At 40.6% G+C, this 26120-nt stretch carries 12 protein-coding genes; all 12 read left to right on the top strand.

The features are described 5' to 3' along the window. Positions 1 to 2 precede the first annotated feature (2 nt). Complete coding sequence (gene xylA, locus ZA05_RS01685) at positions 3 to 1328, top strand: xylose isomerase (RefSeq protein ID WP_053990128.1); 1326 nt, start codon at positions 3 to 5, stop codon at positions 1326 to 1328. Positions 1329 to 1368: 40 nt separating this feature from the next. After that, entirely contained in the window at positions 1369 to 4500 is a 3132-nt protein-coding gene (locus ZA05_RS01680; RefSeq protein ID WP_053990127.1) for a TonB-dependent receptor, read from the top strand. 10 nt (positions 4501 to 4510) lie between these two features. Continuing rightward, positions 4511 to 6118: a RagB/SusD family nutrient uptake outer membrane protein gene (locus ZA05_RS01675; protein ID WP_053990126.1), complete on the top strand. Its 1608-nt coding sequence runs from the start codon at positions 4511 to 4513 to the stop codon at positions 6116 to 6118. Positions 6119 to 6139: 21 nt separating this feature from the next. Next, a complete protein-coding gene (locus ZA05_RS01670) occupies positions 6140 to 8011 on the top strand; it encodes a hypothetical protein (RefSeq protein WP_157514489.1) in 1872 nt (623 codons plus the stop codon). A gap of 149 nt (positions 8012 to 8160) precedes the next feature. After that, entirely contained in the window at positions 8161 to 10635 is a 2475-nt protein-coding gene (gene galB / locus ZA05_RS01665) for a beta-galactosidase GalB (protein WP_053990124.1), read from the top strand. A gap of 49 nt (positions 10636 to 10684) precedes the next feature. Continuing rightward, positions 10685 to 13558 (top strand): TIM-barrel domain-containing protein, encoded by a 2874-nt coding sequence (locus ZA05_RS01660; RefSeq protein ID WP_157514488.1) that lies wholly within the window; start codon positions 10685 to 10687, stop codon positions 13556 to 13558. Positions 13559 to 13612: 54 nt separating this feature from the next. Further along, positions 13613 to 15859 carry a glycoside hydrolase family 3 C-terminal domain-containing protein gene (locus ZA05_RS01655; RefSeq protein ID WP_053990122.1) on the top strand — a complete coding sequence of 749 codons (2247 nt, stop codon included), beginning with the start codon at positions 13613 to 13615 and terminating at the stop codon, positions 15857 to 15859. 17 nt (positions 15860 to 15876) lie between these two features. Then, complete coding sequence (locus ZA05_RS01650; RefSeq protein ID WP_053990121.1) at positions 15877 to 17313, top strand: cellulase family glycosylhydrolase; 1437 nt, start codon at positions 15877 to 15879, stop codon at positions 17311 to 17313. Positions 17314 to 17322: 9 nt separating this feature from the next. After that, positions 17323 to 18852, top strand: a complete 1530-nt coding sequence (locus ZA05_RS01645) for an alpha-L-fucosidase (RefSeq protein WP_053990120.1) — start codon at positions 17323 to 17325, stop codon at positions 18850 to 18852. Positions 18853 to 18861: 9 nt separating this feature from the next. After that, positions 18862 to 20814, top strand: coding sequence for a sialate O-acetylesterase (locus ZA05_RS01640; protein ID WP_053990119.1), 1953 nt, complete (start codon positions 18862 to 18864; stop codon positions 20812 to 20814). Positions 20815 to 21237: 423 nt separating this feature from the next. Next, complete coding sequence (locus tag ZA05_RS01635; RefSeq protein WP_053990118.1) at positions 21238 to 24681, top strand: fibronectin type III domain-containing protein; 3444 nt, start codon at positions 21238 to 21240, stop codon at positions 24679 to 24681. Continuing rightward, positions 24681 to 26090 carry a tyrosinase family protein gene (locus ZA05_RS01630; protein ID WP_053990117.1) on the top strand — a complete coding sequence of 470 codons (1410 nt, stop codon included), beginning with the start codon at positions 24681 to 24683 and terminating at the stop codon, positions 26088 to 26090. Before ZA05_RS01635 ends, ZA05_RS01630 begins: the two co-directional genes overlap by 1 nt. The last annotated feature ends 30 nt before the right edge of the window (positions 26091 to 26120 follow it).

The following is a 26120-nucleotide window of genomic DNA, read 5'->3' as shown; positions in this document are numbered from 1 at the left end:
TTATGAGTACAAATAGCCATAAGGCTTATTTTAAAGGTATCGATACTATTAAGTATGAAGGAAGAGAGAGTGATAATCCTCTTGCCTATAAATGGTATGACGAGAATAGAATTGTAGATGGTAAACCTTTAAAGGAACATTTACGATTTGCAATGGCGTATTGGCATACGCTGTGTGATAAAGGAAATGATCCTTTTGGTAAGGAAACCTCTGTTTTTGCTTGGGATAAAAGTGAAGATGCAGTGCAGAGAGCAAAAGATAAAATGGATGCCGGTTTTGAATTTATGTCCAAAATGGGAATTCCATTTTATTGTTTTCATGATGTGGACCTTGTAGATGAGGCGCCAACATTAGCTGAATTTGAAAACAGAGTTCAACAAATGGTAGAATACGCGAAGCAAAAACAAGCAGATACCGGAATTGAATTGCTTTGGGGAACTGCCAACTTGTTTGGAAATCCAAGGTATATGAACGGAGCTTCTACGAATCCTAATTTTGATGTGTTGGCCTATGCGGGCGCTCAGGTTAAAATCGCTATGGATGCTACCATTGCCTTAGGAGGACAAAACTATGTGTTTTGGGGTGGTCGCGAAGGATATATGAGCTTGCTAAATACCGATATGAAGCGTGAGCAAGAGCACATGGCGCGTTTTTTAACCATGTGTAGAGATTATGGACGCAGCCAAGGTTTTAAAGGGAATTTCCTAATCGAACCTAAACCAATGGAGCCATCAAAACACCAGTATGATTATGATGCTGCAACCTGTGTTGGGTTTATGAGACATTACGGTCTTGACAAAGATTTTAAATTGAATTTGGAGGTGAACCACGCCACCTTGGCAGGGCATAGCTTTGAGCATGAATTACAAGTGGCGGTAGATGCCGGTTTATTGGGAAGTATCGATGCTAACCGCGGGGATTACCAAAACGGATGGGATACGGATCAGTTCCCAATTGATATTTATGAGACTACTCAAGCCATGCTTGTGATTCTTGAAGGAGGCGGAATTCAAGGAGGAGGAATCAACTTTGATGCCAAGGTAAGAAGAAACTCAACAGATCTAGAAGATAGATTCATAGCACACATTTCTGGTATGGATGTATTTGCCAGAGGGTTGATTTGTGCCGATCATGTTCTTAAAAATACAAACTATAAAAAATTAAGAGCGGAGCGTTACCAATCATTCGATTCTGGAAACGGTGCTAAGTTCGAAAAAGGACAGCTTAGTTTGGAAGACCTTAGCAAAATAGGTAGAGCCAATGGCGAGCCACAGCAAATAAGTGGAAAGCAAGAGCTGTTTGAACAAATCATAGCAAACGCATACTAATTAACATTTAAATAAATCAATTAAACTAACCTTTTTCATTATGAGAAGTAAATTTTATGACTCTTCTGGAGTGTTGGCCATTTTGGTGGCAATTTTACTTTGTGCGTTCAGTACACAATCTATGTTCGCGCAAAGTGAAATCACCGTGTCCGGAACAGTAACAGATGTTGCCGATGGAATGCCAGTTCCCGGTGCCTCTATTATTGTGAAGGGCAACGAGACAAAAGGAACCTCCACAGATTTTGATGGGAACTATTCTCTTGCAGTATCGCCAAATGCTGTTTTAATAGCCAGTTATGTAGGATACAAGACACAAGAGGTCAGTGTTCAAAACAGAACCACACTTAACATTCAATTAGAAACCAATGTTGAAGAATTGAGTGAAGTTGTAGTGGTTGGTTACGGTGTTCAAAAGAAAGAATTGACCACAGGAGCCAATCTTCAAGTTGATGGGGAAGCCCTTCAAAAGCAAAGTACCACCAATGCGCTTCAAGCTATGCAGGGGCAAGCGGCTGGGGTACAGATTACCTCTACTTCAGGGCAGCCTGGAGAATCTATGAATGTTGCAATTCGTGGATTGGGGTCAACAGGTAGTAATGGGCCTTTATATGTTGTAGATGGTGTGCAAACGGGAGATATTTCGTATCTTAATAATGCAGATATTGAAAGTATCTCTATCCTTAAGGATGTTGCCTCTTCTGCCATTTATGGTTCGCAATCGGCGAATGGTGTTGTATTAGTAACTACCAAAAAAGGTAAGGCCGGTAAAGCGCAAATTACCTTCGATCAATTTTATGGTGTACAAACATTAGCAAAAAAGATAGACATGCTTAATGCTACAGAGTATATGACCATGATTAATGAAGCTAGAATCAATTCTGGTATGACTAGACAGTTTTCTGATGAAGATATTGCCAATGCAGGTAATGGTACAGATTGGATGGACGAAATGTTCGAAACCGCTCCAACAGAAAATTATACTTTAGGAGTTAAAGGCGGGTCTGAAACTTCAACCTATTCTTCTTCTTTATCTTATTTGAACCAAGCGGGTATTGTGGGGGGAGCTGACTATTCTTACTACGAGCGTTACAATTTCAGATTCAACTCAGAACATAAATTGTATGGAGACAGAATCAAGTTTGGTGAAAATTTCAGTTTCGCTTGGATTAATAATAATGGTATCGGTGTTGGAAATCAATACAATAACTCTTTAAGAGGTGCTTTTCAAACCAACCCATTGTTTCCAATGTATGACGCCAATGGAGAGTATTTTAACTCTACGGGCTATAGCGAACCTTGGTTACAAGGGGTATCTAACCCTTATGCACAAATGGCATATTCTAATCAAAATGAAAATGATACACAAAAGTTATTGGGAAATGTGTACTTCGATTTTGAACTTTTGAAAAATTTAAATTTTAGAACCAATTTGGGGATAGATTATTTTGCAAGTCAAGGACACAATTTTACTCCAATTTATGAATTATCTATTTATGCTTTTAGCAACCTTAGAAAGGTTACTCAAAATATGAGTAAAGGCAAAAGCTTGATTTGGACTAATTTATTGACTTATGAATTCGATTTAGGAGAAAATCATCATTTTACTACAATGTTGGGTGCAGAGGCCTATAAATATGACGGACACTCAATGTATGGCGAGAATACTGATTTGATTTATGATGACCTTAATCACGCATGGTTAAGTAATGCTACCAACACGGATGGAGCACAAATTGCGCTTTCTGGAGGACCTGATCCTATTGCTAAAAGAATGTCATATTTCGGTAGATTGAACTATAACTATAAAGGTAAGTACTTGTTGAATGCCACTTTTAGAGCTGATGGATCTTCACAATTTGCGACTGGACACCGTTGGGGATATTTCCCATCTGTATCTGCCGGTTGGATTATTACGAAAGAAGATTTTATGGGTGATGGAGATTCTTTCATGAACTACTTCAAGTTGAGAGGTAGTTGGGGACAAGGTGGTAACCAAAATATTGGTAATTTCCAATTCTTAGGTTTGGTTAGAACTTTCAATACTAACTATATTTTTGGGGATCAAGAAGGGGTCTTGACTCCTGGAGCCTACCCATACAGATTAGGAAATGAGTATTTACAATGGGAAGCAGCAGAAGAGTTGGATTTTGGATTTGATGCCAGATTCTTGGATTCTAAATTAACCTTTGCTTTCGACTGGTATCGCAAAACTCAAAAGGATTGGTTAGTGGTACCTCCGTCACTGGGTAGTTGGGGTGCAGAGCCTCCTTATGAAAATGGAGGTAATGTGGTTAATACAGGAGTTGAATTCGTGGTGGGATATAATAATCACGTAAATGAGGATTTTAGCTATAACTTTAGTTTCAACGGAGCTTACAACAAAAACGAAGTTGGAGACATTCCAACAGAAGATGGTATCATTCACGGAGCTAGTGGTCAATTATGGGATAATTCACAGGAGTTTTATAGAGCAGAAGAAGGATATCCTCTTGGGTATTTCTGGGGATATGAAACTGGAGGGGTGTTCCAGACGGAAGACGAAATTAACAACTATGTTAATTCAGATGGGAGCTTATTGCAGCCAGATGCACAACCAGGAGATTTAATTTATGTAGATACCAATCGTGACGGTGTTATTGATGGAGATGACAGAACAGAATTAGGAGATCCCAATCCAGATTTCACTTATGGATTCTCCTTAGGATTTAACTACAGGGCATTTGATTTTTCTTTACAAGCCAATGGTGTGGCTGGAAACCAAATTGTACAGTCTTATAGAAACACAGCTGCTAACCAAAACTGGACGGGTGCTATTTTAGATCGTTGGCACGGGCCGGGATCTTCAAATACGCTTCCTAGGTTAACTGTAGATAACAAAAACTACAGTACGTTTTCAGATATCTTTGTTCATGATGGGGATTTCTTAAGAATCAGTACGGCGACACTTGGCTACGATATTGCTAGAGGAGCTAAGAAGAAAGATTTCTTTGCTGAACAATTCCGTTTGTACTTCTCTGTATTGAATTTGTACACCTTTACAAATTATGACGGTATGGATCCAGAGGTAGGGTTTGGTATTTCCGATAGTGGTTATAACTTTTCGAGAGGAGTGGATGTAGGATATTATCCTAGACCTAGAACTTATATGTTAGGGTTAAACGTTAAATTTTAAAAATTGAACCATGAAAAGAATTAATAAATATATTGTCGCTTTGGGAATGCTTGCTATGTTCAGCTGTGGCGACGACTTTTTGGATACGGAACCCATTACTGATGCTACGGATGAGAGTTTTTACCAAATTCCTGAGCATGCCTATTCGGCTTTGATTGGATGTTATGACGGTTTACAGGTAGTAACAGGAGCCTCAGGAAGAACTTTCTATACCGCTTCGGAAGTAATGTCAGATGACTGTTTCAGTGGCTTGGGGTATACTGATAATCCAGATTATCAGGCTATTGACGAGTTTGATATGAGTGTAGCTCCTGGGTATCAAGATTTATACAATGATACTTGGAATAAGTATTACCAAGGAGTATATCGTTGTAATGTGTTGTTGCAGAGAATTGACCAAATAGATTGGTCTGGACAAGAAACATTACGAGACCGTTATATTGGTGAAGCTCGTTTCCTAAGAGCATATCTATATTTTGATATGGTGCGACTTTGGGGAAACATTCCATTGTTGACAGAACCTTCAACAGAAAATATTCCACAGGCCGATCCTGCAGATGTATATACTGTGATTGCAGAAGATTTATTGTATGCAGCTGAAAATATTCCAAATGAAGCTTATAATGCAGTGCCTAATGGGCGTGTAACACGTTGGGCAGCTAAGGCCATGTTAGGACGCGTGTATCTATATTATACAGGATACTATGGGGCTTCAGATTTGGTTGGTTTGGTATCTCAAGCTGATGCTTTGGCACATATGGAAGATGTGATTGCTTCCAGTGGTCATACCTTAGTGTCTGATTTTGCGAATTTATGGCCAGCTGCTTCAACTAATGAAGATGGGTCTACTTATGCTGGTGAAGCTAATGAGGAAGTTGTATTCTCTGTAAAGTATACTTATACTAGTGATTACAATGGCAATACAGATGGAAACCACTGGATGGTATTGTTCGGTATGCGTGAATTCATGAGCTTCCCTTACGGAAATGGTTGGGGAATCACTGCAACCCAAAAATTGTACGACCTGTATAGCGATAGTGATTCCAGACGTTTTGCAACCGTTATTGCTATAGAAGAGGAGGGCGTTCCTTTTGACAATTTTGAAGGGCAGAGAGAGTATACAGGATATTACAACAAAAAGTATACACCAATGTCTGAATATAACGATGCGGGTGAATTGGTAAGTTCTGCCATCGCTGCTGGTAACGAAAGTTTCCAAATTGGACAGTTCCAAGATTACTTTGCTATTAGATATTCAGATGTGTTATTAATGGCTGCTGAACTTGGTAGTGGAAGTGCGCAAAGTTACTTCGACCAAGTAAGACAACGTGCTTACGGTAATAATTTTACACCATTGGCCTTTAATGCTGAAAACCTTTTAAAGGAAAGACACAAGGAGTTTGCATTGGAAGGGATTAGATATTGGGATTTAATGCGTCAAGGTGTTGGGGCTGCAGCTGCAGAACTTGAAGAAAGTACAACCGTCCTAACTGGTAACATTGAGGAGCCAAAAACTATTTCTGGAGCCAATTTCCAAACGACTCAAGGCTTGTCTCAAATTCCAAATACGCAAATTACATTATCGGGTGGTGTTCTTCAGCAGAATACTGGTTGGTAATTAACTAATTAATAGAAAATTATGAAAAGTACTATTAAAATCTTTATGTTAATTGGGATCTTAATGACCTTCTTTACTTGTAGTGAAGACTATGAGTTGGGAAGAAAACTAGATCCTTCAGAACTTGACTTCTCGGTAGTTCAGGATTATTCTATCGATCCGGGAGGAAATACAGTGATCTTGATCAATAACACGCCGGAAACGGTGCCTGTTTGGGATTATGGAACAGGAAAATCCAACAGAGCTATTGATACGGTACGTTTTGCATTTGCGGGAGACTATACCATTAAGTTTTCTGCGGTAACTGCTGGAGGAGTGGTTGATGCAGAACCGATAACCATTACAGTAGATGAGGATAATTTCAACTACATAAATCACCCTATTTGGAATATGTTGTCTGGAGGACAAGGAAACTCTAAAAAATGGTATTTAGACTTGAATGCCGAAGGTGTGTCTAAGTATTTTGCTGGTCCTATGTATTTCTATGGTACCGATAACGGTTGGTTAGAAGGTGGTGATGAAGGTTGTTATGGAGACGATTGCTGGTCATGGGCTCCAGATTGGGCAAGTAACACTTGGATTATGGATGCTGCCGATTATGGGTATATGGAGTTTAATCTTCAAGGAGGGCCATTCGTAACTGTAGATCACTTGACCTTGCCTGATTTGGGAGTTCAAAACGGAACTTACAATTTGGATTTGAATAACTATAAGTTGTCAATGTCTAATGCGCAAATGATCCACAATGTTGGGTATGATACGTGTTCTTCAAATTGGGGTAACCTTACCATTTTCTCTATTACAGAGGATGCTATGCAGCTAGGGGTGATTCGTGAAGCTATAGGATCCTGTTCCTCAGAAGGACCAGCTATGATTGTCTACAACTTCATTTCTCAAGAGTATAGTGATAACTGGGTGCCAGAAGAAACTGGACCAGAAGAACCAACCTTGCCAGGTGGATGGGAAGATATCATTTCTGAAATTACAACCACAGCTATTGAATGGAAATTGTCTGAAAGCAATCCGTTGGATTGGGCAACCTTAAGCGGAACAATGATGAACGGATGGCAGTCGCCAGAGGATTATCCTGATTGGTTAGGAACTCCGGATCCAGCAGTGTATGGAGATTTCTCTATGACTTTGGATTCTGCAGATAATTCTGTAGTGTTCGTGTCTCCTGATGGAACAACCACCGAAGGAACTTATTCAATTAACAGTTCAGGGATTTACTCTTTCTCAGTACCGGTACCAACTTTTACATTGATTAACTGGGCAAGTTTTGCTCCAGATGCCAATAACGAGTTACGTATTCTACAAATAGGAACAGATGAAAATGGAAACGTTTCCGATATGTGGCTTGGGGCTGTTGATGATGTAGACAACCCTTCTCAATATACGGCGTTCCACTTGGAGCCAAATGCTGGCTCTGGCGGTGGAGAAGGCGGCAATGAAGAAACAGAAGTGGCTTTTGACAATTCAAAATTGTTATTTGGAAATATTGAAGATGCTAATGATAATTACCGTATAGAGATTTATAATGATTTTGGAGATACGGTAAATGATCCAGGATTAAATACCAGTGATTTAGTATTCAGCAATGGTATCGAAATTACTTTCACCTTGGATGGAATCACACTTAATGAAGGAGCTGCAGGAAGTTATCAGGCCGCCCTAAGTTATGCCGATGCCGATTGGTCTTTCCAATATTGGGGAGATGGTACTGGTGCAGGAGCTGCTACGGTAACCGGTAACGGGACATACACAGTAACTCTTAACCCAGGTGCGGATGTTGAAGGTGCAGTTGTATTTGTAATAGATCTTTTGGGTATGGTGCCTGATATTGCAGATCTTGAAACTGTAACAGCTAATATCGACAGTATTGTAATTTACTAATCTATCACCATCGGTTTGGACCGATAAAAACAGAAACATCATGACAATTGCAATTGTCATATTGAATTAAAATTATGGTAAGAAGCAGTGTGTTTTACTGCTTCTTACCTATTTATAAATAGTAACACAAACAAAATCCAATTAGAGCAATGTTCAATTTTTTTTCGCTTAAATCGATAAGTGTATTTTTAACAATTTTGGTTGTCGGAGCTTCTTGTCAATCGCCAAAAGTTTCTGGTGAAACCTCTGCAAGAGAAGTGAATTTTAGCAATAATTGGCAATTTTATTTAGCCGCTCAAGCTTCCGATTCTATTTCGGAACACACCAATTGGCGTACTTTAAATGTACCGCACGATTGGAGCATTGAAGGCGAGTTCAAAAAAGACCATCCTGCCGATTTAGGTGGCGGGTATTTACCAGGAGGTTTAGGTTGGTACAAGAAAACATTTACAGTTGAAGATGCCAACAAAATGACGATTATCCATTTCGACGGTGTGTATATGGACAGCGACGTATGGATTAATGGTCATCATGTAGGACATCGTCCCAACGGTTATATTGGGTTCGAGTACGACCTTACACCTTACCTAAAATACAGTGGTCAAGAGAACGAAATTTTAGTAAAAGTTGATAATTCCAAACAACCTAATTCCCGTTGGTATTCCGGATCTGGAATTTACCGAAATGTATGGTTGAAGACCATAGACAAATTGCATGTAGATACTTGGGGAACCTTTATTACGACTCCTAACGTGTCAGCAGCGCAGGCTGAAACCGTTTTGGAAATCAATCTTAAAAATGAGGATGCCGAAGCAAAAGAAGCTACGGTCATTACAAGTATTTATAAAGGCAATGTAGAAGTGGGGACTGCTACTGCTTCAGTAAGTATCAATGCAAATGACAGCAAAACCATCACTCAAAATATCACAGTGGAAAATCCGCAATTATGGTCTGTGGAACATCCTGAAATGTACACCGCCAAAACCGAAGTTCAGGTTGCAGGGCAAACCGTAGATGAGTATACAACGCCTTTTGGCATCCGAACTTTTAAGTTTGATTTAGACAAAGGATTTTTGCTGAATGGCGAACAAGTAAAAATTAAAGGGGTTTGTAATCACCACGATTTAGGGCCTTTGGGTTCTGCTGTAAACACACGCGCTTTAGAGCGCCAATTGGAGATCATGAAGGACATGGGGGTGAATGGCATTAGAACCGCCCATAACCCACCAACGCCTGAACTGTTAGAATTGTGTGATACCATGGGCTTCATTGTGATGGATGAAATGTTCGATATGTGGAACAACACAAAATCCCCTCATGATTATGCCAATTACTGGAAAGAATGGCATCAAAAGGATTTGGAAGACTTCATTATTCGTGATCGTAACCACCCGAGCATATTCATGTGGAGTGTCGGTAACGAAATTCAGGAGCAGTGGAATGAGCAAGGTGTTACCACGGCTAAGGAATTAAAGGCGATTGTTCGAAAATTGGATACTACTAGACCAATTACCGTGGCCATGAACCCACCGGTAAACATGCCCAATGCCGATGTAACGACGCAGTTTGATGTAGAAAAAGCGAGTTTAAATCCAGTAGCGGCTTCAGGAGTTTTGGATTTGATAGGTTATAACTATGCCCACAATACATTTCCTTTTCACCAACAGAATTTCCCAGAGACACCGTTCATTGCAACGGAGACAACTTCGGGTTTACAAACTAGAGGTTATTACGATAAAAAATCGGATACTTTAAAGCGTTGGCCGGTGCGTTGGGATTTGCCTTTTGATGGGGGAAATCCTGGAAACACCGTGTCGGCTTATGACCAGGTAAGCACCCCTTGGGGCTCCACCCATGAGGAAACTTGGAAGATCATTAAAAAATACGATTTCCTTTCTGGAATGTACATCTGGACAGGTTTCGATTATATAGGAGAGCCTACGCCGTATGTATGGCCATCTAGAAGTTCTTACTTCGGAATTGTGGATTTGGCAGGCTTTCCAAAAGATGTCTACTATATGTATCAAAGTGAATGGACCGATAAAGATGTGCTTCACATATTCCCACATTGGAATTGGACTGAAGGGGAAACCGTAGATGTTTGGGCTTATTACAACAATGCAGATGAAGTGGAATTATTCGTCAACGGAACATCTCAGGGCATTAAGAAAAAGGAAGGAGACGATTTGCATGTTATGTGGCGAATTCCTTTTGAAGCAGGAACAGTGAAAGCTGTTTCCAGAAAAGATGGGCAGGTAGTCCTTGAAAAAGAACTAAAAACAGCAGGGGAAGCAGCAACGGTTAAATTGACAGCCGATAGACAAACCATTAACGCAGATAGCAAAGACCTGTCATTTATCACGGTAGATGTGGTAGATGCCGAAGGGAATTTTGTGGCAACAGCGCAAAATCAATTGAATTTTTCAATAGAAGGAAACGGGGAGATATTTGCTGTGGGCAATGGAGACCCAACCAATCATGAATCGTTCAAGGGGAAGACTCACAAAGCTCTTAACGGAAAATGTTTGGTAGTAGTGAAATCTACAGATAAGGCCGGAATTGCCACACTGAAAGTGACTTCGGATGGCTTGCAAGAGGCGACAATTACGGTGACAACGAAGTAGAATTTAAATGTATTTCAAATCATAAATTAAGGAAGAAAACACAATCACAATGAAAAGAAACAAAATATACCTGGGTTTATTAACGGGTTTGCTTTTTGCCTCTTGTGCTAAGGAGGAACAACTGTATCAGAAAACGACTGATGGTATTGTTGTTAATTTGAAGCAGGCCAACAACACCGATGTACATAAACTGCGACTGCAAGTTTTAGGGGATGAATTGATTCATGTGTCGGCAACTCCCGATCAGGAATTTCCAAAAGATTCTAGTTTAATTATTCTTCCAAATATTAAGACCGTTCCGTTTGACCTTGCACAAACCGGTGATTCCATCACGCTTTCAACAAAGGCTCTAAATGTGTTGGTGTCTAGCATTGATGGAGGAATTACATTTAAGGATAAAAATGGAAAGGTAGTTCTGTCCGAACAAGCCGGAGGCGGAAAAACCTTTGAGCCTATAGAAGTTGAAGGAACCAAAGGTTACAGCGTTCGTCAAATCTTCGATTCATCAGCAGATGAGGCGTTCTATGGTTTAGGACAGCACCAATCCGATGAATACAATTACAAAGATAAAAGCGAAGAGTTATTTCAATATAACACTAAAGTTTCTGTACCATTTATTGTATCGAACAAGAACTATGGATTGCTTTGGGACAGTTATGCGTTAAGCCGTTTTGGTGACAGCCGTCCGTACCTGCAATTGAACGAAGTGTTTAAACTTTATAATAAAGAAGGCAAGGAAAATGCGTTAACTGGAACTTACAAAACAGCCGATAATGGCGGGCAAACTATTGTAAGGGATGAACCTTCAATTTTCTTTGAAGACGTTAAGAGCATTAAAAACTTACCGGCCAATTTCCCGTTAAAAAATGCTGAAGTGTTGTATGAAGGGGACATTGAAGCTGCTGAAAGTGGTGAGTTCAACTTTATCTTGTACTACGCAGGATACATTAAAGTATTCTTGAATGATGAGCTTTTGGTACCGGAGCGTTGGAGAACGGCTTGGAACCCTAACAGCTATAAGTTTACCTTCAATATGGAAGCTGGTAAGCGTGTGCCATTGCGTATCGAGTGGCAACCAAACGGAGGAAGCTCTTACTGTGGTTTACGTGTAAGAACGCCGCAACCGGAAGTTGAAAAAGGAAACCAGGTTTGGTGGAGTGAAATGAACAAAAAAATGGATTATTACTTTGTTCACGGAAACTCAATGGACGAGATTATTAAAGGTTACCGTACCCTTACAGGAAAATCCCAGGTGATGCCAAAATGGGCTATGGGGTACTGGCAAAGCCGTGAGCGCTACAAAACCCAGGATGAGATTTTGGGAGCCTTGAGAGAGTTTAGAGCTCGCAAAATTCCTATCGATAATATTGTATTGGACTGGAACCACTGGGAAGAAGACCAATGGGGAAGCCATGAATTTGACAAAGCCCGTTTCCCAGATCCAAAAGGCATGTTGGATTCTATCCATGCCATGAACGGAAAAATGATGATTTCTGTTTGGCCTAAGTTCTATCAAAATACAGAACACTTTAAGGAATTTGATCAAAAAGGATGGATGTACAGACAAGCTATCAAGGATAGCATTCGCGATTGGGTAGGTCCTGGATATATTGGATCCTTCTACGATGCCTATTCTGCAGACGCAAGAAAACTGTTCTGGAACCAAATTTATGAACATTACTATCCATTGAACATCGACGCTTGGTGGATGGATGCCAGTGAGCCAAACGTTTTGGATTGTACAGATATGGAATACCGTAAGGCGTTGCAAGGGCCAACTGCTTTGGGACCTTCAACAGAATACTTCAATACTTATGCCTTGATGAATGCCGAAGCTATTTATAATGGACAACGAGATGTTGAACCGAATAAGCGTGTGTTCTTGTTGACAAGATCTGGTTTTGCGGGCTTACAACGTTATTCAACTGCTACTTGGAGTGGGGATATCGCTACCCGTTGGGAAGATATGAAGGCACAGATTTCTGCGGGACTTAACTTCGCGGTAAGCGGAATTCCTTACTGGACGATGGATATTGGTGGGTTCTGTGTTGAGGATCGTTATGTAGCGGCTCAACTGGATTATAACAAATCTGGACAAGAGACTGAAGATTATAAAGAATGGAGAGAGTTGAATGCGCGTTGGTACCAATTTGGTGCATTTGCACCATTGTACAGAGCACATGGTCAGTATCCATTCCGTGAAGCTTGGCATATTGCTCCGGAAGGGCACCCAGCTTACGAGTCAATTTTGTACTACACCAATTTGCGTTACCGCTTGATGCCTTACATCTACACTTTGGCGGGGAAAACCTATTTCGATGATTATACCATCATGCGTCCATTGGTAATGGATTTTGCTGATGATAAGAAGGTTGAAAATATCAGCGATCAGTTCATGTTTGGACCATCTTTAATGGTAAACCCTGTTTACGAATATGGTGCACGCAGTCGTGAGGTGTATTTCCCAAGTACTTCTGGTTGGTATGATTTCTACACAGGAGCATTCATCAATGGAGGACAATCGAAAACAGTAGACGCACCTTATGGTCGTATTCCGTTGTTCATTCCTGAAGGTTCTATCATTCCTGTAGGTCCGGAAATTCAGTATACAGATCAAAAACCAGCCGAAACAATCGTGTTGTATGTATACCAGGGAAAAGACGGAAGCTTCTATTTATATGAAGATGAAGGTGTAAACTACAATTACGAAAAAGGAAAGTATGCACACATTCCATTCCAATACAACGAGGCCGAAGGGACTTTGACCATTGGTGAACGTCAAGGAGCGTTTGATGGGATGCTTAAAAGCAGAACATTCGTGATTGTACCTGTTAACAAAGACAATCCAAAGGCATTTACTTATGATGCCGAAGGACAAACTGTCGAGTACAACGGACAAGCACAGACTATCAACTTGAAATAAGTTGCAGATAATTTAGAGACACCGTCAGTTCAAATAGAATAATAGATATTACACATGAAACACAAATTAATATATACCTCTGTAGTTGCAGCGTCTTTGCTGGCAATGTCATGTAAGGAAGAAAAGACATCCGAGCCAGTAGTGGCCGAGAGTGCCAAAGTGGAGACCACCTATAAAGGGAAACCGGTAACCCACGAATTCGATGCTAAAATCGATTCGTTGATGGCACAAATGACTTTGGAAGAAAAAGTAGGCATGTTGCACGGAAGCACCATGTTTGCAACCGCTGCTGTGGAGCGTTTGGGAGTTCCAGAATTGACCATGGCCGATGGACCGTTGGGGGTTCGAGAAGAAATCTCAAAAGACAACTGGTCAGCTGCAGGATGGGACAATGACTTCGCGACGTACTACCCAGCGGGTGGTGGAGTAGCAGCAACCTGGAATCCTGAGTTGAGTTATGTTTTTGGAAACAGCGTAGGGGAAGAGGCCATCGCAAGAGATAAGGATGTGTTGTTGTCGCCAGCCATTAACATTATCCGTACACCGCTTGGAGGAAGAACCTACGAATACTTTACCGAGGATCCGTTTTTGAACAAAAAAATGACGGTTCCTTTTATCGTTGGGCTTCAGGAAAATGATGTAGCAGCTTGTGTAAAACACTATGCAGCTAATAACCAAGAAACCAATCGTGATTTTGTAGACGTTCAAATTGATGAGCGTACGCTTCGCGAAATTTACTTGCCAGCTTTTAAAGCGGCGGTAGAAGAGGCACATGCTTATAGTTTTATGGGAGCCTACAATAAATTTAGAGGCGATTACCTATGTGAAAATGACTATATGTTGAACAAAGTCCTTCGTGATGAATGGGGCTTTGAAGGAATTGTAATTTCCGATTGGGCTGCGGTTCACGATACCAAAAAGGCTTTGGAAAATGGAACCGATATTGAAATGGGAACACCAAAACCATTCAATGAGTTTTACTTTGCAGATGCCTTGATTGAAGCAGTAAAATCAGGAAAAGTTGCCGAAGCTCAGGTGGACAAATCCGTACGTAGAATCATGCAGGTGATGTACACACTTAAGAGTATTGACGATAAGGGACGTGCTACCGGAAGTATCAACACCGAAGCACATTTTGAAGATGCTTACAAGATTGCGTCGGAGTCTGTAGTACTTCTAAAGAACGAGGCCAAAATGTTGCCAATTAAAACCGAAGGTTTGAAAAGCATTGCGGTTATTGGAAACAACGCTACCAAGAAAAATGCCTTGGGTGGATTTGGAGCCGGTGTAAAAACCAAGCGTGAGGTAACACCTTTGGAAGGTTTGAAAAACAGATTGCCAGAAGGCATCGAAATCAATTATGCCGAAGGCTATTTGGAGCGTTACTCAAAAAATGAAAACGATCAAAAACAGGAAGTAACCTTAAAAGGCCCAATCACGGTGGATGAATTGGATCCGGCCAAGTTGGAAGAAGCTTTAACAGCTGCTAAAAACTCTGATATGGCCATCATTTTTGCTGGGTCTAACAGAGATTACGAAACTGAGGCTTCAGATCGTAGAAACTTGAACTTACCGTTTGGTCAGGAAGAATTGATCAAAAAAGTTATGGAAGTAAATCCTAACACCATTGTGGTGATGATTGCCGGAGCGCCTTTCGATATTAAAAATGTGAGCGAAAGTACCAAAGCTTTGGTATGGAGTTGGTTCAACGGTTCAGAAGGTGGGAATGCTTTGGCAGATGTGTTATTGGGGAATATCAACCCCTCAGGTAAATTACCTTGGACCATGCCAGTAGCTTTAAAGGATTCTCCTGCGCATGCCACTAACAGCTTCCCTGGTGATGATGTTGTAAAATATGAGGAAGGCATTTTGGTTGGATACCGTTGGTTCGATACTAAAAATGTAGCACCTCTATATCCGTTTGGATATGGATTGTCTTATACAGATTTTTCAATTTCAGGAGTTAAAACTAATGCAGAGGCTTATACGGAAAATGAAACTATTTCAGTAGAAGTAGCTGTAAATAATACTGGTGTAATTGATGGTAAGGAAGTCGTACAGGTATATGTGTCTAAGCCAGAATCTAAAGTAGTGCGTGCAGCCCAAGAATTGAAAGGTTTTGCCAAAGTAGATGTTAAGGCAGGCGCTTCGCAAACTGTAACCGTTCAAATTCCTGTAAAAGAATTGGCTTTTTACAATGTAGAAACCAAATCATGGGAAGTTGAAAAAGGTACTTACCAAATTCGAGTGGGGAACTCCTCAAGAAATATAGTTGCAGAACAAACAATAACAGTTAACTAATATTCAAGATTCTAACTATGAAAACAATTAATAGCATTTTTAAGGCTATGGCATTAATTATAATGCTGGTAGGCTTTACTTCCTGCAATAGTGATAGCGATGAAGATAGTGGAGGAAGTGTTAATTTTACTTTGAGCACTGATGAGCTGAGTTTTCCTTCAAGTGGAGGAGAAGCAACTTTTAATGTGTCAACTTCTCCAAACATTACTTGGGGAGTAAATACTGAGGCAGATTGGTTGACTCTTTCCAATTCTTCTAGTTTGGGTAATGGAAGTGTTACAGTTCAAGCAGCAGTAAGCGATGTGGAAACAGATCGTACAGCTGTTATCAAGGTGTATACTTCGGAGTCTAGTCAAGAAATTCAGGTTGTTCAGGCAGGTTCAATTTTATCAATTGCTCCAGATTCAAGTCAGATGAGTGAGTATACTTCTGTTCAGTTAACTGATGTTATGGGCTTGGGATGGAATGTTGGTAATTCTTTGGAAGCTGTAGGCGGTGAAACCGCTTGGGGAAATCCATTGATCAATCAAGATTTAATAAATGGAGTTAAGGCTGCAGGATTCAATACTATTAGAATTCCGGTGGCTTGGAGTAATTATATCCAAGAGGGAGATGATAATTACACCATCAGTAATGAAGGCTTAACTCGTGTAGAGGAAGTGATTAACTATGTGTTGGATAATGATATGTTCGCCATCGTGAATCTTCACTGGGACGGAGGTTGGATGCAACCTACCTATGAGGATCAAGATTATGTAAATGACAGATTGGCTAAAATGTGGCAGCAAATTGCCATTTATTTTAGAGACTACGATTATCACCTGGTATTTGCTGGCTCTAATGAAGTAATGGTAGATGGCGACTATGGAACGCCAACGGAAGAATATTATACGGTTCAAAACAGTTTCAATCAAACTTTCATTTCTACAGTTCGTGCCACAGGAGGAAGAAATGCTTACCGTTATTTAACGGTTCAAGGCTTCAATACAAACATTGATCACACCGTTAATTTTGCGGTACTTCCAGAAGATACAGTTGCAAATAGAATGTTGATGGAAGTACACTATTATGACCCTTATCAATTTACCTTGGATGTCAGCACAGACGAAGTTTGTCAATGGGGAGCCATTGCTACAGATCCTTCGGCAACTGCTGGTTGGGGTGATGAAGATTGGTTGGAAACCCAATTCACTAAAATGCAGACGAATTTTGTAGACCAAGGTATAGGTGTCATTTTAGGTGAATATGGTGCTAGTTTTAGAGGTGAAGTGGAAGGTGCAGAAGTTTACAGAGCCTACTATTACAAGAAAACAACGGAAGCTGCCTTGAGCCATGGTTTGGTGCCAGTGGTTTGGGATAATGGATATCCTGATAACCACCAAATGGGATTGTTCAACAGAACTACTGGAGAAGAATACTTTCCAGATATCATTGATGCCGTTACGAATAATTAAAAGATAACAATGAATAGGATTAGATTAACAAAGATAAGCATCAGCCTTTTGGTGCTTATCTTTGTGTTTACAGCATGTAACAACAGTAAAAAAGAGCTGCAAAAAGGAGAGGTGAAACCCCCTCATTATGCCGCTAATTGGGATTCCTTGGCAGCCTACCAAGAAGCTCCGGAATGGTTCCGTGAGGCGAAGTTTGGAATCTATGCCCATTGGGGAGTGTTGTCGGTACCCGCATTTGCCAACGACTGGTATCCTAGGTTGATGCATGTAGAAGGTAGTGTTGAAAACAAACATCACGTGGAAACCTATGGGGAACCATCAGAATTTGGTTACCATGATTTCGTACCCATGTTCAAGGCTGAAGAGTTTGATGCCGAAGCTTGGGCTGACTTGTTCCAAAAGTCGGGGGCAAAATTCGCAGGAATCGTAGCTGAGCACCATGATGGTTGGTCTAATTGGGATAGTGAAACCAATCCGTGGAATTCCATGGATAAAGGTCCACATCGTGATATTGTTGGTGAATTGGGTAAAGCTATTCATGGGAAGGGGATGAAGTTTGTTACCTCATTCCACAAGGCTAGAAACCTTCAGATTTTTCAGCAGGATTCTACAAAATGGTTGGATGACACTTCGTACTTTCCATACAATCCAAACATGCCAACATCCTCTAATGATCCTGAATTGAGCATTCTATATGGAAACATTGAAAAAGAGGTGTTTTACAGCAATTGGTTGGCAGAATTAAAAGAAGTGATTGATAATTACCACCCGGATTTAATTTATTTTGACGGAAAGCTTGATAAAATCCCTGACTCCTATAAAGAAGAATTTGCCGCCTATTATATCAATCAATCGTTAGTCCGTAACCAAGAAGTGGTCATTACCCATAAGGAAGGCGAGTTGCCAAAATCGGTGAGTGTAGAAGACTTTGAAAAAGGGCGTATGAACAAGATTACTGAAGATTATTGGTTAACCGATGAAACGGTGTCTGTAGGAAGTTGGAGTTATACCCATGATTTGGGATTGAAAACTGCCGATGAAATCATTGATTTGTTAGCGGATATAGTGAGTAAAAATGGAGCGATGATGTTGAACGTTTCTCCTATGGAAAACGGAATCATTCCTGAAAACCAACGGGAGATTTTGCTGACTATTGGGAATTGGCTAAACACCAACGGAGAAGCTATTTATGGGTCTTCAACTTGGAAAGTATTTGGAGAAGGGCCAACTAAGCAGGAGAAATCAGGAATGTTTTTGGATAAATTAACCTATACAGCTCAGGATGTGAGGTACACCAAAAAAGGAAATACTATCTATGCCATTGTACTGGGCTGGCCCGGTAATGATAGGTCAATTACCTTATCGTCTGTAACTTCAAACGTGTTAGGTGAGGATGGACTTTCCATTGAAAAAGTGAGCATTTTAGGATCGGACCAAGATCTTTCTTTTTCACTTGAAGAAGAAGGACTGAAGTTGACCACACCAAGTGAAACGATCGATGACAAAGCATTTGTAATTAAAATTGAAACTAAAAAATAACGAAGGAACATGAAAAAGTTTGTATTGCCTTTTATTTTATTGTTGAGCATTTTTGGCTATGCCAAGGTTGAAATGCCTTTACTGTTTGCAGATGATATGGTCTTGCAGCGCAACAAGCCTATTCCAGTTTGGGGATGGGCTGATGCCAATGAAAAAATAGAAGTATCCTTTAACGGACAAAAGGTTAAAACCAAGGCGAACAAAGATGGAAAATGGTCTTTGGAATTGAAAGCGGAAAAAGCTGGAGGGCCATTCACCATGACCATTAAGGGTAAGAATACCATTCAAATCAAAAACATTTTGGTTGGAGAAGTATGGATTTGCAGTGGGCAATCCAATATGGAGTTTGCTGTGAGTGGTGTTACCAATGCCGAACAGGAAATGAATGACGCGGATTATCCTCAAATCAGACAGTTTTTGGTGGCACAGGATATGAGTGCCCAACCAAAGTCACATTTAAAACAAGGAAATTGGACGGTTTCCAATCGTGATAATGTTGGGGATTTTACGGCCGTGGGCTTCTTCTTTGCTAAAAAGCTGTATAAGGAATTGAATGTTCCAATAGGATTGATTAATACTACTTGGGGAGGAACCTGTGTGGAAACATGGACTAGTAAGGAAGGCTTGTCAAAGAGTGATGAATTTGGTAAATATATCTCCAATCTACCAGATCTAGATTTGGAAGGTGTCATTAAAGAGCAAAAGGCAGTTATAGCCAAGAAAATTGAAAACATCCAAGGCAAAATATTAAGTGAAGAAGAGTTGGGTAAGGTGACTACTCTAGAGTTTAGCGACAGTACTTGGCCAACAATGATGCTTCCTGATGCATGGGAAAACCAACAATTGCCTAATATGGATGGGATTGTTTGGTTTAGAAAAACCTTTGAAGTACCAGCTCATTTGGCGGGTAAACCTTTTATTTTGAATTTGGCAAAAGTTGATGATGTTGATGTTACGTATGTAAATGGCGTAGAAGTGGGGAGCAACAGTCAATATGACGTAAGTAGAAAGTACAGCGTTGACAAAGGTGTGCTAAAGGAAGGAACCAATGTGGTGGCTGTAAAAGTTACCGATTATGTTGGTGGTGGTGGAATTTATGGAGACCCTGTAGATTTGAAAGTTACGGTTGGTGATATCGATATTTCTTTGGCAGGGGCATGGAAGTTCAACGTAATTGATGTACGTTATGAATTTTCACCTAATAATTATCCTTCATTATTGTACAACGCGATGTTGAATCCGTTGATGCCTTATAGTTTCCAAGGTGTTATTTGGTATCAAGGGGAGGCAAATGTCCATAGAGCTGAGCAGTACAAAACCAGTTTTCCTTTAATGATCAACGATTGGAGACAACAATGGGGGCAAGGTGAGTTTCCTTTTTATTTTGTGCAATTATCGAGCTTTAACGAGTTTAATGGAAACAGCAATAGCGGAAGTCGTTGGGCCGAGTTAAGGGAAGCTCAGTCTTACACGGCTCAAACCGTTTCAAATACAGCGATGTGTGTGACAACAGATATTGGTAACGCCAAGGATATTCACCCAACAAATAAACAGGATGTTGGTAAACGATTATCGGCGATAGCTTTACGTAATGTATATGGCAAGAATATCGTTTGTGAAAGTCCTATTTATAAATCAATGCAAGTGGAGGGTAATCAGGTTACCGTAACTTTTGAGCATACAGGCAGTGGTTTGATGACTCCAGACCGATATGGCTATGTGAAAGGTTTTGAGCTTGCGGGGCAAGATCAAAAGTATTATTATGCCAAAGCCTATATCAAGGATAATAAGGTGATTGTTTACTGTGATAATGTTACAAGTCCTGTTGCCGTTAGGTTTGGTTGGGCAGATGATGCTGGCGATTGCAATTTGTATAATGAAGAAGGATTTCCAGCATCCCCTTTTAGATCCGATACTTGGAAAACCATTACGACAGATATATCTTATAAGGTGATGAGGTGAAGGTTCATTAATTCATAGCAAAAAGAAGTATTTAAAACTCGCTTTAACCCAAGTTAAAGCGAGTTTTTTATTGAACAGAATTGATGTCAGCAGGATTAAATGAGAGTTTTTTGAGCATTCTGACCCAAATCCTAAATCATTTTGTGAAGGGTTTTTATCTATTAGTTAAGGGGTTTTCTTAACGGGATGTAAGTATTTAACTTATTGAAAATCAGTTATATGTAGTATAAGTATGGTTAATTTGCACTTAGTCGGTTTTTTATGGAATAGAAAGTATTATTTTTTATTAAACCTTATATATGAGTAACTTTAGAAGTATCTCCTTTAGATATAATGCAGACTTCTTAAGCACAGATTAATAGCTCCGAAGATTAATAGTTTTTTCTTCAAAGAATTATGGTTTCTTTTTAATTCCTCAGGGTTATGAAAAATTTTTGCTTTTTGTTATTGTTGTTGTCTGTATGGTCTGTTTCTAGCCAAAATTTACATGATGATGCCAATGCTGCTTCGATATTGAATGAAGCTGATGCGACAACGGGGTGGAACGGGAATGGAAATATTACTTCTATTACAGATGATCCCTTTTCTGGAAATTTTGCTATAAATATTGCAGCAGCAGTATCGGATGGTACGGGAAAGGAAGGTAATTATAGCTTCAATGCTATAGTGGGAGAAACCTATCAAATTAGTATATGGGCACGTTTAGGAACAACTAATTTTCAACCTGCTTTCGCCAATTGGTTTGGTTTCAATGGGTTTACAACAACCTTAATTAATACTACTGGATGGACTGAATATACTTGGACTCTTGTTGCCACTAACACAAACCCTATAATTAGGGTGTATGCCGCTCCATGGTCTGGTGCTCAAATTGGAAATTCTGTGGTGATTGATAATGTTAGTATTTTATTGGTGGATAATGAGGACCCTACGACTCCTACCAATCTTAATGCTACGAATGTTACGGAAACGGGGGCGACCATTAATTGGACGGCCGCAACAGATAATATTGGTGTTGTGGACTATGAAATATTTCAAGATGGGGCGAGCGTTGGGTTAAGTGGAGGTGGACTTGCTTTTAATGTTACAGGTTTAACAGAAAATACCTCTTATGATTTTACAGTTGTAGCTATTGATGGTTTTGGAAATTCTTCATTAGAAAGTGCGGTACTGGAGGTAACTACCTTGACGCCTGCAGATAACCAAGCGCCGACCTCTCCCGCAGGCCTTAATGCGACCAATGTTACTGAAACAGGGGCGACCATTAATTGGGAGGCTTCCACGGACAATGTTGGTGTGGTGGACTATGAGGTATTTCAGGATGATGTCAGTATCGGTTTTAGTGGAGGAGCGCTGACTTTTGATGTTACAGGATTGGAGGCCTCTACAAGTTATGATTTCACATTGACCGCTATAGATGCTGCCACCAATGCCTCGGTACCAAGTGCAGTACTGGAGGTAACAACCTTGACGCCTGCGGATAACCAAGCACCGAGCATACCCGCAGGCCTCAATGCGACCAATGTTACTGAAACAGGGGCGACCATTAATTGGGAGGCTTCCACGGACAATGTTGGTGTGGTGGACTATGAGGTATTCCAAGATGGTGTCAGCATCGGTTTTAGTGGAGGAGCGCTGACTTTTGATGTTACAGGATTGGAGGCCTCTACAAGTTATGATTTCACGGTGACCGCGATAGATGCTGCAACCAATACTTCGGCACCAAGTGCGGTGCTGGAGGTAACAACTTTGACGCCTGCGGATAACGAAGCGCCGAGCATTCCCGAAGGTCTCAATGCGACCAATGTTACAGAAATTGGTGCGACCATTAATTGGGAGGCTTCCACGGATAATGTTGGTGTGGTGGACTATGAGGTATTCCAAGATGATGTCAGCATCGGTTTTAGTGGTGGAGCGCTGACTTTTGATGTTACGGGACTGGATGCCTCTACAAGTTATGATTTCACGGTGACAGCTATAGATGCTGCCACCAATGCCTCGGCACCCAGTGCCGTGCTGGAGGTAATAACTTTGACGCCTGTGGATAACGAAGCGCCGAGCATTCCCACAGGTCTCAATGCGACCAATGTTACAGAAACAGGTGCGACCATTAATTGGGAGGCTTCCACGGATAATGTTGGTGTTGTGAATTATGAAGTATTTCAAGACGGACAAAGTATTGGTTTAAGTACTGGCGCTCTATTTTTTAACGTTACAGGCTTAATAGGGGACACGACCTATGACTTTACGGTAAGTGCCATTGATGCCTCCGATAATGCATCCGACCAGAGTGCCATCTTGCAGGTGACTACCGCAAATTCTCCCGACATTGAAGCCCCGAGCGTTCCCACAGGTCTCAGTGCCACCAATGTCACCGACACAGGTTTGACATTGAATTGGGAGACTTCCACGGACAATGTTGGTGTTGTGAATTATGAAGTATTCCAAAATGGACAAAGTATTGGTTTAAGTACTGGCGCTCTATTTTTTAACGTTACAGGATTAACAGGGGACACAACCTATGATTTCACAGTAAGTGCCATTGATGCCTCTGATAATGCTTCTGACCAGAGTGCCATCTTCCAGGTAACCACGGCAAGTCCACCGGACATTGAAGCCCCGAGCATTCCCACAGGACTTAATGCCACCAATGTCACTGACACGGGCTTGACATTGAATTGGGAGACTTCCACGGACAATGTGGGTGTAGTGGATTATGAAGTATTTCAAAACGGACAAAGTATTGGCTTTAGTGGGGGAGCTCTATTTTTTAACGTTACAGGATTAACAGGGGACACGGCCTATGATTTCACGGTGAGTGCCATTGATGCCTCTAATAATGCTTCCGACCAGAGTGCTATCTTGGAGGTAACCACGGCAAGTCCACCGGACATTGAAGCCCCGAGCATTCCCACAGGACTTAATGCCACCAATGTCACTGACACGGGCTTGACATTGAATTGGGCGGCTTCGACGGACAATGTTGAAGTGGTAGATTATGAAGTGTTCCAAAACGGTCAGAGTATTGGCTTTAGTGGGGGAGCTCTAACTTTTAATGTTACGGGACTTATCGGAGACACGACCTATAATTTTAACCTTACTGCTATAGATGCTTCTGATAATGCGTCAAATCAAAGCGCTGTATTGCAGGTGACCACCTTGACTCCTCCAGATACCGAGGCGCCAAGTATACCAACTGGACTTCTTGCTACGAATGTTACGGATACAGGATTGATATTGAATTGGGGCGCATCAACCGACAATGTTGGAGTGGTAGATTATGAAATTTTTCAGAACGGTCAGAGTATTGGGTTTAGTGCTGGAGCTGTAATTTTTGTGGTAACAGGACTTACTGCAGAAACCTCTTACGGTTTTTCCGTGTCGGCTCTGGATGCTGCAGATAATAGTTCCAATCAAAGTGCGGTATTGGATGTTACTACTACTTCCGGGATTATCGATTATACTTCGTTAAATTCTAATCTAGACACGGTAGATTGGACTGGTAGAGATTTGTTCGCTGCAAGAAATATAGGAATTGGGACCACCAATACGCAAGGTTATAGGTTAGCGGTAGCGGGTAATATGATAGCAGAGGAGGTTAGGGTTGCATTACAGGCTTCTTGGCCTGATTATGTTTTTGATAGTAACTATAAGCTACCAACTTTGTTGGAAGTTAAAAAACATATAGAAGAAAAAGGACATCTGCTTAATGTACCGAGTGAAAGTGAGGTGAAACAACAAGGTATAGGATTGGGGGAAATGAATGCCATTCTATTGGAGAAAATAGAGGAATTAACACTTTACATACTTCAACAGGATAAGAGAATTCAACAATTAGAAGAAAAAGTGGAAGCACTTAAAAATTAATGAGTCAAATGAAAAGGGCATTGAAAATATATGTAATTTTAATGTGTGTGTTGGTTCAAACGGTTTGGGCTCAGAGCATTCGTAAAAATTATCAGGAAATGACCGAGTACGAAAGAGAGGAGTTGGTCAATGCGTTTTACGAACTTCGTAATGGTCCTGATTTGGTAGCAGATTTGGCCCAGTTTCACTCAGATTTTTTCAATTTTGATGATGATGATGACCCCACACAGCTAGATATCCATTTTAATCTCCCTGATGAACCTGAACGTCAAATTTTCTTTGCATGGCATCGGTATCAAATGTTTGAAATGGAACAGGCCATGCAGGAGCTAAACCCTGATATAAGCCTTCCTTGGTGGGATTCTTCTGTAGATCAATCTATATTTTCTCCTGTATGGGCCGATGATTTCATGGGATCCTTCGATCAAGCATGGGACCTGCAAAGGAATTATGCAACGGTAAACGATGTCGATTTATTACCTACCCCTCAAGATGTGATTGATGTACAGTCTATACCTTTACAAGAGTTTTTGGAGTATGCCAATACTATGGAAAGAGGGCGTGTTCATACAGGAGCCCATAGGTGGGTTGGAGGGGCCATGCCTTCTCCTATGTCTCCTAGGGATCCAATATTTTATTTGCACCATACCTTTGTGGACAAATTGTGGGATGACTGGGAAACAGCCAATCCAGGAGGTTCATCTCACATTATAACCTCAATGCTACGTTATGATGGTACCTATGTGTTTGATGGAGAAACATTGCCTTTAGTAGATCCAGATGATATTGTTGACAGCAAAGTGCTTGGCGTGTTTTACGCTGAAAATCAATTGGCTGATCTGTCAGACTATACCGTATCCAATACCCATCATGATTTAGAGAATTTTTATTATCAATTTGTGATAGATGTTGGAGATAACTTTTTAGTACCCTCGGCCTCAAACTGTCAGGTTACCTCCGTAAATCAAATAAATTTATTGCCAGGATTTACGGCGCAATCGGGAAGTTCTTTTGTTGCTACGATTGATACAGAAAATCAAGCTTCAAGGTTGGATAATACAAGTTTATTGGCTTCCAGAATTAATAATCCAAATCCGTTTGATTATGATCCAGCAATCCTCAACAAAGAGGCGTATAATCCAATTGACCCTAGTTTCGAATCGATTATTTCAGTTTCTCCCAATCCCTTCGATACATATTTAGACCTGAAAATTGAAGACACAAACAAGCTAGGGATGGATGAGGTTGTGATTTATGATATTTCCGGCCGTGTAGTATTAGATAGAGTTTTTGAGAATACTGAGGCTTATCATTTGGATTATCTGAATTATTTGGAGAGTGGCGTCTATATTGTGGAGATTTTGAATAATAGAAAATTGGTATTGAGGAAGAAAATAATAAAAGAATAATAGGCAGGGTGCTTGCTTAGGATTTTAGGG

Origin of the sequence: Mangrovimonas sp. TPBH4 (assembly GCF_001280505.1) — a bacterium.
Taxonomy (GTDB): domain Bacteria; phylum Bacteroidota; class Bacteroidia; order Flavobacteriales; family Flavobacteriaceae; genus Mangrovimonas_A.
This window is presented reverse-complemented; position numbering and strand designations above follow the sequence as displayed.